The sequence below is a fragment of the Flavobacterium weaverense genome, from assembly GCF_003688495.1.
Lineage (GTDB): Bacteria > Bacteroidota > Bacteroidia > Flavobacteriales > Flavobacteriaceae > Flavobacterium > Flavobacterium weaverense.
This window is the reverse complement of record NZ_REFH01000011.1, coordinates 65,329-78,008: the sequence shown is the minus strand read 5'-3', so window position 1 is coordinate 78,008 and position 12,680 is coordinate 65,329. Positions and strand designations below refer to the sequence as shown.

The 12,680-nt window shown below is 33.2% G+C and carries 11 protein-coding genes; all 11 read right to left on the bottom strand.

All coding sequences use genetic code 11. From position 1 onward, the window contains the following. Nucleotides 1–16: 16 nt before the first annotated feature. The gene (locus BC961_RS12490) at nucleotides 17–391 is read right to left on the bottom strand and encodes a diacylglycerol kinase family protein (protein WP_121926196.1); all 375 of its coding nucleotides are present in this window, start codon (nucleotides 389–391) and stop codon (nucleotides 17–19) included. Between the two features lie 10 nt (nucleotides 392–401). Continuing rightward, nucleotides 402–899 (bottom strand): thiol peroxidase, encoded by a 498-nt coding sequence (gene tpx, locus BC961_RS12485; protein ID WP_121926330.1) that lies wholly within the window; start codon nucleotides 897–899, stop codon nucleotides 402–404. 189 nt (nucleotides 900–1,088) lie between these two features. Beyond that, the gene (locus BC961_RS12480; protein WP_121926195.1) at nucleotides 1,089–1,346 is read right to left on the bottom strand and encodes a DUF6952 family protein; all 258 of its coding nucleotides are present in this window, start codon (nucleotides 1,344–1,346) and stop codon (nucleotides 1,089–1,091) included. A 44-nt stretch (nucleotides 1,347–1,390) separates the two neighbouring features. Then, nucleotides 1,391–1,699 carry a thioredoxin family protein gene (locus BC961_RS12475; RefSeq protein ID WP_121926194.1) on the bottom strand — a complete coding sequence of 103 codons (309 nt, stop codon included), beginning with the start codon at nucleotides 1,697–1,699 and terminating at the stop codon, nucleotides 1,391–1,393. Between the two features lie 82 nt (nucleotides 1,700–1,781). Then, nucleotides 1,782–2,420, bottom strand: a complete 639-nt coding sequence (locus BC961_RS12470) for a peroxiredoxin (RefSeq protein ID WP_121926193.1) — start codon at nucleotides 2,418–2,420, stop codon at nucleotides 1,782–1,784. A gap of 240 nt (nucleotides 2,421–2,660) precedes the next feature. Continuing rightward, nucleotides 2,661–4,847: a catalase/peroxidase HPI gene (katG, locus tag BC961_RS12465; RefSeq protein WP_121926192.1), complete on the bottom strand. Its 2,187-nt coding sequence runs from the start codon at nucleotides 4,845–4,847 to the stop codon at nucleotides 2,661–2,663. Nucleotides 4,848–5,022: 175 nt separating this feature from the next. Then, on the bottom strand, nucleotides 5,023–6,480 hold the full coding sequence (gene nhaC / locus BC961_RS12460) for a Na+/H+ antiporter NhaC (RefSeq protein ID WP_121926191.1): 1,458 nt from the start codon (nucleotides 6,478–6,480) through the stop codon (nucleotides 5,023–5,025). Nucleotides 6,481–6,696: 216 nt separating this feature from the next. Then, nucleotides 6,697–8,307 carry a glycoside hydrolase family 3 protein gene (locus BC961_RS12455; RefSeq protein ID WP_121926190.1) on the bottom strand — a complete coding sequence of 537 codons (1,611 nt, stop codon included), beginning with the start codon at nucleotides 8,305–8,307 and terminating at the stop codon, nucleotides 6,697–6,699. A gap of 93 nt (nucleotides 8,308–8,400) precedes the next feature. Next, nucleotides 8,401–9,699 carry an MFS transporter gene (locus BC961_RS12450; RefSeq protein ID WP_121926189.1) on the bottom strand — a complete coding sequence of 433 codons (1,299 nt, stop codon included), beginning with the start codon at nucleotides 9,697–9,699 and terminating at the stop codon, nucleotides 8,401–8,403. 24 nt (nucleotides 9,700–9,723) lie between these two features. Then, a complete protein-coding gene (locus BC961_RS12445; protein WP_121926188.1) occupies nucleotides 9,724–11,256 on the bottom strand; it encodes a glycoside hydrolase family 10 protein in 1,533 nt (510 codons plus the stop codon). A gap of 151 nt (nucleotides 11,257–11,407) precedes the next feature. Then, complete coding sequence (locus BC961_RS12440) at nucleotides 11,408–12,679, bottom strand: acyltransferase family protein (protein WP_121926187.1); 1,272 nt, start codon at nucleotides 12,677–12,679, stop codon at nucleotides 11,408–11,410. Between the last annotated feature and the right edge of the window lies 1 nt (nucleotide 12,680).

Below are 12,680 nucleotides of genomic sequence, written 5' to 3'. Positions count from 1 at the left end.
CTTGCTTGTAAAATACCTATAAAAATAAAGGTACATATATAATTAAACCAATTGCGATTGCAGTCATTGCTGCAAAAAATACCGCTCCAGCTGCAATATCCTTTATAAATCCAATTCTTTCATGATAACCAGGATGGATAAAGTCTGCTATTTTTTCAACAGCAGTATTTAATCCCTCAACACTTAAAACTAAACCGATAGCAAAAGTTTGACAAAGCCACTCTATTTTGGAAATTCCAAAATAAAAGCCAGCAATTGTCATTATTAATCCTAACGAGAACTGAACCATAATACTATGTTCAGTTGTAATCAGTTTTTTAGCTCCTTGAAATGCATATGTCATGCTTTTCATTCGGCCAGTTATGAATGTATTGTCTTTTTGAAATTCCATCATAGATAGATTATAGTACTGCTAATGCAGCGTCGTAATTAGGTTCGTCAGCAATTTCAGGAACTTGTTCTGTATAAACAATTGTTCCCGTAGGGTCAATAACAATGATAGCACGAGAATGCAAACCTGCTAATGGTCCATCTGTCATTTCTAAACCATTATTTTTACCGAAATCACCGTTTTGAAAATCAGATAAATTGATCACGTTTTCAAGTCCTTCAGCACCACAAAAACGTTTTTGAGCGAATGGTAAATCTCTTGAAATACAAAGTACTTTTGTGTTTTCTAAAGTAGCAGCATTTTCATTAAATTTTCTAACTGATGCAGCACATGTTCCAGTATCAACACTAGGAAATATATTTAAAACTAAATTTTTACCAGCATAATCACTAAGTGATATAACGGAAAGATCAGTGTTAATTAATTTAAAATCAGTCATTTTTGTACCTATAGCTGGTAATTGTCCTGAAGTGTGAATTGGATTTCCTCCTAATGTTATTGAAGCCATGATGTTTGTTTTTTTGTGAGGCTCAAAAGTATGAAAATTATTTAAGATTTTGTGCGTAATTGATCTTATAAAGTTTGTCTTTTTACCATAGAGGTTAAACATTTTAAGGTGAGAAAACTGCATTTTTTAAATAAAAAAAACGCACTCGGTAACGAGTGCGTTTTTCATTTGTAATCTATTTTTAGAAATTTATTTGTCGATTGAACCTAAAACACGTTTCATAAAAGTATTTAATGCTTCTTTTTTGTCTGTTCCAGATTTTACTAGTTTATTCACTTCTAGCGCACCGTACATGTTAGAAATTAATTCACCTATGACATCTAGCTCTTCGTCTTTCAAAGAAGAAATTTCAGTCATTGCTTCAAGAACTTCGATTGTTTCAATAATGTAATCTTCGTCGTTCTCCTCTATAAATTGCGTTAAATGCTTTATTACGGGTAATTTCATAGGTGTATTTTTTTACTATTTTAAATTCAAAAAGTTCAGACCACTTAAATAATCTCTTTCACTAAATCAATCAGTACTTCTTGTTTATTTGTTTGCGTTTCATTTACTAGTTTTCCATTTACAAAAGTGGCAAAAGTAGGCAGATTGCTTACGTTAGCTAATTTTCTAGATTCAGGAAAGTTTTCAGCGTCAACAAGTGCAAAAGTAATAGCTTCATTTTCAGTCGCTAATTTTTTAAACTTCGGTTTCATAATTCTACAGTTTCCGCACCATGATGCTGAAAATTGAACAACTACCTTCTCATTTTTTGAGATTAAATCTTGTAAAGTATCTTCGGTTAATTCGATTAACATATATTTCTTTTTAAATTTAATTTAGATTTCAAAATAGCAATGGCAATATCAAAATTGATAACTGCCATTGAAATATTTATTATTAGTTTAAGCTTAAGTATTCAGCTGTACTTTTTCTATCAGCACTCATTGCTTCCTTTCCTGCTTCCCAGTTAGCAGGGCAAACCTCTCCTTTTTCTTGGATGTGTGTATAAGCATCAACCATACGTAAGTACTCGTTTACGTTACGGCCCAATGGCATATCGTTTACGCTTTCGTGGAATATTTTTCCAGTCTCATCAATTAGATAAGTAGCTCTAAAAGTTACATTAGAACCTTCGATAATTACTGAATCAGTTTCTTCAGAATACTCTGTTGAATCAATATCAAGAATTCCTAAAATGTTAGATAAGTTTCTATTAGTGTCAGCAAGAATTGGGTACGTTACACCTTCAATTCCACCATTATTTTTTGCTGTATTTAACCAAGCAAAGTGAACTTCGTTAGTATCGCAAGATGCTCCAATTACTATTGTATTTCTTTTTTCAAATTCAGGTAATGCAGCTTGAAAAGCGTGTAATTCAGTTGGGCAAACAAAAGTAAAATCTTTTGGGTACCAAAACAAAAGTACTTTTTTGTTGTTTTTTGTAGCTTCTTCGAAGATATTGATTTTCATATTATCTCCCATTTCTGAAATGGCATCAACTGCAATACTTGGGAATTTTTTTCCTACTAAAGACATATTATTTTATTTAAAATTATTATTGTTTTTCTTATTGCAAAAGTACTAAAAAATGATAATCTAATCGATTAATTTTATGGTATTTTCCTATCAAATTATAAGTAAAAGTTATGACAAATAATTGTCAATGCTGTAACACTACATTGACCTTATGTTGCTAATTTGTAAGAAGTTGAAGCATAAAAAAATCCACCTATTATTGGTGGATTTTATAAAATTGAATTAATAATAGTTTCACTTTTAATTTAAATCAAAGCGATCCATATGCATAACTTTCGACCACGCTTTCACGAAATCTTTGATGAATTTTTCTTTATTATCATCTTGCGCATAAACTTCTGCGTAAGCTCTTAGGATTGAATTGGAACCAAATACTAAATCCACACGAGTTGCAGTAAATTTTGTTACACCAGATTTTCTATCAACTATATTGTATAAGTTTTCAGAAACTGGTTTCCAACTGAAATTCATATCCGTTAAATTTACAAAGTAGTCGTTTGTTAAAACTCCTTCATTAGTTGTAAATACTCCTTCTTTTGATCCAGCATAGTTCGTTCCTAGAACTCGCATACCACCAATTAAAACTGTCATTTCTGGAGCAGTTAATCCTAGCAATTGTGCTCTATCTAGTAGTAACTCTTCTGGTTTTACAGTATATTCTTTTTTTGTAAAGTTTCTAAAACCATCTGCTGTTGGTTCTAGATCATCAAAAGATTCTGAATCTGTCATTTCTTGTGTTGCATCGCCTCTTCCAGCATGAAACGGAACTTTAACATTAGATCCTGCTTCTTGAATTGCTTTTTCGATAGCAGCGTTTCCACCAATAACAATTAAATCAGCAATAGAAACTTTCTTACTTAATCCACTTTGAATTTTAGTAAGTGTCATTAATACTTTTTCAAGACGAGCTGGTTCATTTGCCATCCAATCTTTTTGGGGAGCTAATTGAATTCTTGCTCCATTAGCGCCACCTCTATAATCTGAACCTCTAAAAGTTCTTGCGCTATCCCATGCTGTATTAATCAATTCTGTACGAGTCAGTCCGCTATTTAGAATAGTTGTTTTGATTTCCTCAATTTCACCATCACTTAATATATAATCAACTGTTGGAATTGGGTCTTGCCAAATCAATACTTCTTCTGGAACATCAGCACCTAAATAACGATTTTTAGGACCTAAATCTCTGTGTGTTAATTTGAACCAAGCGCGAGCAAATACATCTTCAAAGTAAGTTGGGTCTTTGTAGAAACGCTCTGAAATTTCTCTATAAATAGGATCCATTTTCATTGCCATATCTGCATCAGTCATGATTGGATTATTTCTTCTCGTAGGATCAAAGGCGTCAACTGGCTTGTCCTCTTCTTTGATGTTTATAGGTTCCCACTGCCAAGCTCCAGCTGGGCTTTTTTTCAATTCCCAATCGTATGTAAATAAAAGATAGAAATATTCGTTATCCCATCGTGTTGGATTTGTGGTCCAAGAACCCTCTAAACCACTTGTTACAGTGTCGGCTCCATTACCATTGTTTGTTGGATTAATCCAACCAAATCCTTGGGTCTCAATTTCACTTGCTTCTGGCTCTTTACTCAATATTGTTGCATCACCATTTCCATGTGCTTTTCCTACTGTGTGTCCACCTGCAGTTAAAGCAACTGTTTCTTCATCATTCATTGCCATTCTTTTGAATGTAATACGAACGTCGCGAGCCGTTTTTAAAGGATCAGGAATTCCGTCAACGCCTTCTGGATTAACGTATACTAGACCCATCATAACAGCAGCTAACGGATTTTCTAAATCACGCTCTCCAGAATATCTACTTCCTTCGCTACCTGATTTAGCTAACCATTCTTTCTCAGCTCCCCAATAAACGTCAGTTTCAGGATGCCAAATGTCTTTACGTCCTCCAGCAAAACCGAAAGTTTTGAATCCCATTGATTCGTAAGCCATATTTCCTGCTAATACCATTAAATCAGCCCATGAAATTTTATTACCGTATTTTTTCTTCAACGGCCATAAGAGTCTACGTGCTTTGTCTAAATTTCCGTTATCAGGCCAGCTGTTTAAAGGTGCAAATCTTTGGTTACCCGTATTACTTCCTCCACGACCATCTGAGATTCTGTAGGTACCGGCAGAGTGCCACGCTAAACGAATCATTAAACCACCATAGTGTCCCCAATCTGCAGGCCACCAATCTTGACTTTCAGTCATCAGATTTTTTAAATCAGTTTTTAATGCTTCTAAATCTAATTTGTTAAACTCTGCTGCATAATCAAAATCGCTATCCATTGGACTTGTTTTAGAATCATGCTGGCTAAGAATATTTAGATTTAAAGATTTTGGCCACCAATGTTGATTGGTGCTTACTGTTCTCGAAGTATCTTCTTTATGGTTGAAAGGACATTTACCAAGTTCATTTGAATGTTCCATATATTGAATATTTAGTTTATAAATTTCTATTGCAAATTTACAATAAAGATACGTTATAATTATTGATTTTGATTATAAGATTTTATGAACTTATAGTTTTTTGCTATAACGAAAAAAAAGTACCAAGTCTTTTAAAAGAAATGGTACTCATCAAAAGAAATAAATTTTATTCGACCTAAATTTTAGCTTCAGTAACTAGCTGTCTAATTTTAATATTAAAAGCTGCGAATAGTAGCGTCATGAATGGACTAATAATATTAAAGAATGCGTATGGAAGATATTCAAATGTAGAAACTCCTAAAGTACCCGCATGATAAGCTCCACAAGTATTCCATGGTATTAAAACAGATGATACTGTACCTGCATCCTCTAAAGTTCTACTTAAGTTTTCGGGTGCAAGTCCTTTATCTTTATATGCTTTTGCAAACATTTTACCTGGAACTACAATAGCTAAATATTGATCAGAAGCAGTTATGTTTAGCGCTAAACAGCTTCCTACCGTAGCAGCAAATAAACCAAAAGTCGTATGAGCAAGTTTAAGTAAAGCTTGACTTATTCTAGAAAGCGCACCTATAGCGTCCATTATTCCACCAAAAACCATTGCACAAAGAATTAGCCAAATCGTCCCAAGCATTTTTTGCATTCCACCAGAAGTGAAAAGTGATGCTAGTGTTTTGTTTTCAGTTGCAATAGTAATATCCCCAGTAATTGCATCCATAACACCTTTATATGCAGATTGTACGCTCATAGTTTGGACACCTGCAATTTGATTTATAATATGCGGTTGGAAGATTACTGCAAAAACGCCGGCTAATAATGTACCTATTAATAATGCAATCAATGGTTCTGTTTTTTTGATAATTAAACCAATAACAATTATCGGTACTGCAAAAAGCCACGGAGAGATTGTAAAAGAGGCCTCAATATCTGTAAGCAGTTTGGCTATATTTACGTCTCCATGAATATCGACTGATAAACCAAGAACTATAAAAAGAATAAGAGTGATGATATAAGTAGGTATTGTGGTCAAAGCCATGTACCTAATATGCGTAAACAAATCGGTTCCAGCCATAGCAGGAGCAAGGTTAGTAGTATCAGACATTGGTGATAATTTATCACCAAAATAAGCTCCAGAAATAACTGCCCCAGCAACCATTCCTAAATCGAATCCTAAAGCACCTCCAACACCTATTAGAGCAATACCAACAGTTGCACTGGTGGTCCAAGAACTTCCCGTAGCAATTGATATTATAGAACATATTATTAATGTAGCTGGTAAAAAGATTGCTGGACTTAATATTTGCAATCCATAATAAATCATAGAAGGAATAATACCGCTAACTAACCAAGTGCCTGCTAATGCACCAACCATTAATAAAATTAAAATGGCGCCAACAGTAGATTTGATATTCTCTGCTACCTCTTCCATCATTTTACTAAAGGTGACTTTATTAAAAAAGCCAACAATAGCAGCAACCGCAGCACCTAATAATAGAACAAATTGATTACTACCACTTAACGCTTCGTCACCATAAACGTAAACATTGAAACCTAGCATTACTATAAGTGCGGCAACAGGAATTAAAGCTTCTCCAATTGATAATTCTTTATTTCTGTTAATTTTTGTATCCATTCTTTGTCTTTTGAGATTGCAATATAGATAAAAAAGTTACTATCAGCCTAAACAGATTTTAACAAAATTTTCATTTCTCTATTTTTATCGATTTTAGTTTTTAATTTTAAAAATTTTCGAAAAGTTTACAGCAAGAAATATTTTATCGAAAAATTATTCTAATTTTCATCTTTAGAAATAATTTTCGAAACTTAAAAAAAATGTACGGATTGTAATTTATAAATCGGTAATTATCACAGGTAGTGTTCCTTGACAAGCAGCGTTTGAGAGTAACTGATTAGCAGCTACTTTTTGAAACTCTGGAAAATCTTGGTAAACTTGGACAATTCCTAAAGCAGCTTTTAAGTTTGGAATTACTTGTAACGCGTAAGGATTCCCGAATACGTATAAGATACATTTCTTTGTTGTGAATATTTTTTCCAAAAATTCTAAAACAGTTTCTTCTATATCAAACTTATTCAAAGGTTTAGCTTTTGGAACGAACAAGGAGATGAGTATTGTGTCAAATTCAGCAATATCATTTTCTAATTCAGCTATTGCCAAATCATTGCCTATTTCATAGCTAAATTCTGAGGAAGGTAATACGGTAGACACATTTTTAAAAAATAGATTATCTGTATTTTTATAAAGGCTAATTTTAGCTAATTTATTCGCGCGCTGGGCTTCAAAAACAGTATTTGTATTTTGATTATCTCGTAATGTAGTAATACAATTTTCAGCGATTTTATAATTTAATTTTGACGTGGTTTCAAAATCGAAGTCGCCGTTTAAAATTGGATTTAAACTTGAATCGGGATTTAAAATTCCTGCTTTCTGCTTTGCTTTCCATAAACGATTGAAACTTTCATCAATTCGCTCTTCTGATGCATTTTTTAGTATTTCCTGAATTCCTTCCGCAACGTTAATTGCAAAACATAAAATATCATTGCCAGCGTTGAAAGCTTCCCATTCTAATTGTCCTTTTTTCGAATAAAGATCAGAAACACTTTTCATATTTAGTGCGTCTGAAATGATTAATCCATCATAGCCCAATTGCTTGCGTAGAAGTGTTTCTATAACAGGTTTAGATAAAGTTGCAGATGTATTCTTTCCATCGTTTAAGGCGGGAACCGCTAAATGACCTATCATTATAGAATCAACGTTTGCATCAATTCCTTTAATAAAAGGTAGCAATTCATTCTCTAATAGCTGCTCTAGATTTTCGTCTAAAATTGGTAAACCTAAATGAGAATCTACATTTGTATTTCCATGGCCCGGAAAATGCTTAAGACATCCAAGGACGCCAGCATCATTCATTCCTTTCACATATTCTATAGCAAAATCACTAACTTTTTCTTTCTCTTCGCCAAAAGAGCGATAGCCAATCACCGGATTATTCGGATTATTATTGATATCAGCTAACGGTGCTAAATTGTATTGTATTCCAACAGACTTTAGATCTAAACCAATTTGTTTTCCTACTTCGTACACTAAATGAGACTGTGATATCGGTAAAGCGCCAAGAGTGATTGCGTAAGGATATTGCGGTGTTTTTTCCACACGCATCGCTAATCCCCATTCAGCATCAATACTCATTAAAAGTGGAGTAGGAGCACATTTTTGGTAACGAGTTATCAGTTCTCGTAATCGTTGGCAACTATCATCGTTTAGAATAACTTTCTTCTTTGTTTCATAATTAGTCGCAGCGCTGGCTCTACTATGAAAAAAAGTTAGTCCGCCTATATTATGATTTTGAATTAAAAGTTCCATCTCTTGGATATTCTCTTCCGTGTCATTTATAAAAACTGCGGGAAAGAAAAATTGTCCTATTTTTTGTTCTAATGTCATGTTGTTAGTTTTTGAATAACGAGATAGCAGTTATTACTTGAATTTTTCAATTTTGCGAATCGAAATTAAATTATTTGTAGTACTATCTATTAATTATTCTTCATCTTTAGGTTTACTAGTCTGGTAATTAATATTCTCTGCTTTCTTACCAAATTCCTTTGGAAATATCAAATATCTTGAAAGTATCAATCCCGGAATTGTCGCTATAAAAACCCAAATAAAGAAATTTCCATATCCTAAATAATCCTGAATATAACCACTTACCATTCCGGGTAGCATCATTCCAAGCGCCATAAATCCTGTTGCTATAGAGTAATGGGAAGTCTTCGATTCACCATCTGCAACATAAATCAAGTACATCATGAAAGCCGCAAAACCAAAACCGTAACCAAATTGTTCTGCTATAACAGTGAGATAAATATAGAGTACTGAACTAGGATGAAAATGAGATAACAATACAAATCCAATGATCGGTAAGTGCATCGCTAGAATCATTGGCAACATCCATTTTCCTAATCCATCTCTTGAAATAGCAATTCCTCCTAAAATTCCACCTACAGTTAAGGCAATCAACCCGAATGTTCCATAAATAAGTCCAACATCTTCAGTTTCTAATCCCATTCCTCCGTCGCTTATTGGATCCACTAAAAATGGAGTAAGCATTTTAAGCAGTTGTGATTCGCCAAGACGAAATAAAAGTATAAAAGCTAAAACTAATACAATTTGTTTTTTCTTAAAAAAGCTGCTAAATACTTTACCAAAATTTTTCTCTTCCGTTTTACCGTCAGCAATTGGAAGTTCACTTTTTGGAGTAGCAAAATAGTTGTACACAGTTAGAATTGACATCACTATCCCTACAAATATCATTGTGTAAGACCAAGCCTGAACATTATTACTGAAACGATGTTCTAAATAGCCAGCCAGTAAGATTATCAATCCGTTTCCAGTAAGCATCGACGCTCTATAAAATGTACTTCTAATCCCTAAAAAGAATGATTGCTGTTCTTTCTCCAAAGCAAGTAAATAAAAACCATCACTAGCAACATCATTTGATGCGGAAGCAAAGGCAGCAACCCAAAAAACAGCTAAACTTAGTATGAAAAATTGGCTAGCGGGAATAATAAAACCTACTATTAAAAAAGCAATAGAAATAAGTAATTGCATCGATAAAAACCATTTTCTCTTCGTTCCATATAAATCAATGAATGGACTCCACAAAGGTTTTATTACCCAAGGCAAATACAATAAACTAGTATATAAACCGATATCTTCATTGCTTATCCCTAAGTTTTTGTACATCAATACAGAAACGGAGATTATGATTACATACGGGAAACCGGAAGCAAAATTTAAAACGGGAATCCAATACCAAGGTCTATTATCTGTTTTCATGTAAGGAATTTTAAATAGATTAATTTATAGTGCGAAATTCACTTCTGTAGCTTCACTTTCATTGCCATAATAATCAATAAAAGTAATCGCATATTTTGTGTTTTTATCAACTTGATAAGCAGGAATAATTACTTCGACAGTGTCGCTATTTAAACGATATGCTACTTTATCAACGATTTGGCTTGCATCAGTAATATCAATTTTTGAATTAAACTTTGCTGCGTAAACCATTAGGTAGCGCACTTTACTATACATTGGATATTGCACTGTAAAGCGAGAAGAAATTGGATCTGTTACAATATTTGCTGCTGTTGGTACAATGACCATATTTCGAACTGCATTAGGAACTACAGCAGGAATAGCAGGATATTTATATTGATTTTCGGATAACAATTTTGTGACACTTTGATTTCGATTCATAAATGATTTGGCACTAAAAAAAGCATTTCCTTGAATGTTTTTAAAACTTCTGGCGTAATCAATTTGATTTGGAATTTCTTTTGCATTATTCCATCGTTTATCTGAATCAGCATTTACTTTGTACGTTCCGTTTCCAATATAAACATTAACGTTTGTCGAATTTTCAGACCACCAACGTAAAAGTTTTGAATGAGAAGCTGTGGGATGATCCATACTCCAATACAATTGTGGAACTAAATAATCAATCCATTTATTCTCCATCCAAGCAATAGGATCAGCAAATAAATCGTCATAATTTGTTTGCCCAGACTTGGTGTCAGAACCTCTTGGATCTACTGATTTATTTCTCCAAACACCAAAGGGGCTAATTCCGAATTGCACCCATGGTTTGATATTTTTAATCGAAATAGAAATGCATTTTACGAATTCATTTACGTTAGATCTTCTAAAATCTTCCAACGTTCTTCCGTCTCCATATTTCTTGAAAGAAGCACTGTCATTAAATTTTTCGCCAGGAACTTTGTAAGGATAGAAATAGTCGTCAAAATGTATTGCATCAATATCGTAATTCGTTACTACTTCCTCAATCACGGCTGTTAAATGGTTTTGAACCTCTGGAAGTGCTGGATCATAATAATATTTCCCTGCATATTTTATCATCCATTCTGGAAATTTAAATAAATCGTGCTCCGGACTTAGCTCTTCGGTTTTTAAATTCATGGTTGCGCGATATGGATTCAACCAAGCGTGAAATTCGAAACCCCGTTGATGCGCTTCAGTAATCATCCATTCTAGTGGATCAAAATACGGATTGGGTGCTTTTCCCTCTTTTCCAGTCAAATATTTAGACCAAGGAGCTAATTTTGTTGGATAAAAAGCGTCACCAACACTTCTAATTTGGACTATAACAGCATTATAATTTAATTTTTTGTAAGTATCTAAAATTTCTAAATAATCTGCCTTTTGCTTTGCAATATTGTCATTGCCACTTTTGGGCCAGTCGATATTAACAACAGTTGCAATCCAAACTGCTCTAAATTCACTTTTAGGATGTGCTTTCAGTTCTTGAGCCTCACTTTTAGAAAAGGAGATTAATAGAAAAGGGAGTAGTAAAAGAATGTGCTTGTAAATTTTCATTATCGTTTTTTATTTTAAAGTATTCAAAAATAGCTTTTTTAGAGAAATTTAATCGCTAAATAGAGTTTATAATTTCAACTCTTTCCTGAAATCAATTTCTTTGCCAACTTTAACATGACTATTTAAATAGCTGTGTTTTTTAATTTAAAAGCTATACTTTAAAAATCAACTTATACTTGTAAAAAAACCACAATATTAATGACCAAAAAACAGCATACGACAATGCGTAAAATAACGATGCGTTTAGCGGATTAGCGAAAAGTGGAACGATATTATCATTGTAAATATAAGTCTGTAGATTAATTTCTTCCGTTGCTATTTTTGGGTTTTGTATTTTGATTGAACTTAAAATTCTTGGAATTATCCCCGAGAAGAAAAACACAATCATTGGATTAACTCCCCAAATTAAAAATAATTTTATCCATTTTTTATAATTTGCAACGTCAATGATATAGTATAAAATTGCTAAGCTTATTGTTGCAATTCCAGCAGTGTATATTGTGTAAGAGCTCGTCCACAATGATTTATTTATTGGGAATACAACATCCCAAACTAAGCCAAGAATTATTAAAGATGCACCCACAATTGACATCCTTTTTACAATTTCTACTTTAGTAATAGACATATTCAATACTTGACCGATAAACATTCCTAAAATCCCTGTAGCAATTGCTGGTAAAGTACTCAAAATTCCTTCCGGATCCCAAGTTTTTGATGCGGCCCACAAGTGTCCATTTAGTAATAAGTTATCGAGCCAAGCTGCTAAATTAGTTGCTTTATCAAAATTTGCTTTGCCAAATTCTGGAACAGGAACTAGAGCCATTAAAGCCCAATAACCCAGTAAAATAAATGCTACTACAGCGACTTGGATTTTTAAATTAGTTTTTAAATATAAAATGGATGTGAAGAAATAGACAATCGCAATTCGTTGTAAAACTCCAGGAATTCGTACGTCTTGATATGCGGGTATTCCGCTATAAGCCAAGAATAACATCACTGTAAAAATAATTAAAACGAGATATGTTTTAATTTTTAAAGTAAAGTTTCCTAATAGTGCATACGCTACCGCGAAAGTAATAAGTATTCTAGCTAGTAATAAAGGAATGCCTTCTAACGAAAAGACTTCAATACGACCGAAGAAATATAAAAATAAACCCAAGCAGAAAATCCTTAAGGAACGAACTAATATTTTATGAAAAACGGATAAATCAAAATGTTTAGTTGGCATTGCGAATGGAATAGCAGTTCCCATTATAAAAATAAAAAAAGGAAAAACTAAATCAGTAGGAGTGCACCCATGCCATTCCGCATGTTTTAATGGAGGATAAATTGACGCCCAACTTCCAGGATTATTTACAATTGTCATTAATAGAATAGTAAATCCTCTAAAAACATCGAGCGAAATTAAGCGTTCTTTTTGCATT

Coding starts and splice junctions, on each gene's coding strand:
- BC961_RS12455 (WP_121926190.1), bottom strand. CDS start 8,307: ATGACATTAGAACAAAAAATAGGACAATTTTTCTTTCCCGCAGTTTTT.
- tpx (WP_121926330.1), bottom strand. CDS start 899: ATGGCTTCAATAACATTAGGAGGAAATCCAATTCACACTTCAGGACAA.
- katG (WP_121926192.1), bottom strand. CDS start 4,847: ATGGAACATTCAAATGAACTTGGTAAATGTCCTTTCAACCATAAAGAA.
- BC961_RS12470 (WP_121926193.1), bottom strand. CDS start 2,420: ATGTCTTTAGTAGGAAAAAAATTCCCAAGTATTGCAGTTGATGCCATT.
- BC961_RS12490 (WP_121926196.1), bottom strand. CDS start 391: ATGGAATTTCAAAAAGACAATACATTCATAACTGGCCGAATGAAAAGC.
- nhaC (WP_121926191.1), bottom strand. CDS start 6,480: ATGGATACAAAAATTAACAGAAATAAAGAATTATCAATTGGAGAAGCT.
- BC961_RS12440 (WP_121926187.1), bottom strand. CDS start 12,679: ATGCAAAAAGAACGCTTAATTTCGCTCGATGTTTTTAGAGGATTTACT.
- BC961_RS12475 (WP_121926194.1), bottom strand. CDS start 1,699: ATGTTAATCGAATTAACCGAAGATACTTTACAAGATTTAATCTCAAAA.
- BC961_RS12480 (WP_121926195.1), bottom strand. CDS start 1,346: ATGAAATTACCCGTAATAAAGCATTTAACGCAATTTATAGAGGAGAAC.
- BC961_RS12450 (WP_121926189.1), bottom strand. CDS start 9,699: ATGAAAACAGATAATAGACCTTGGTATTGGATTCCCGTTTTAAATTTT.
- BC961_RS12445 (WP_121926188.1), bottom strand. CDS start 11,256: ATGAAAATTTACAAGCACATTCTTTTACTACTCCCTTTTCTATTAATC.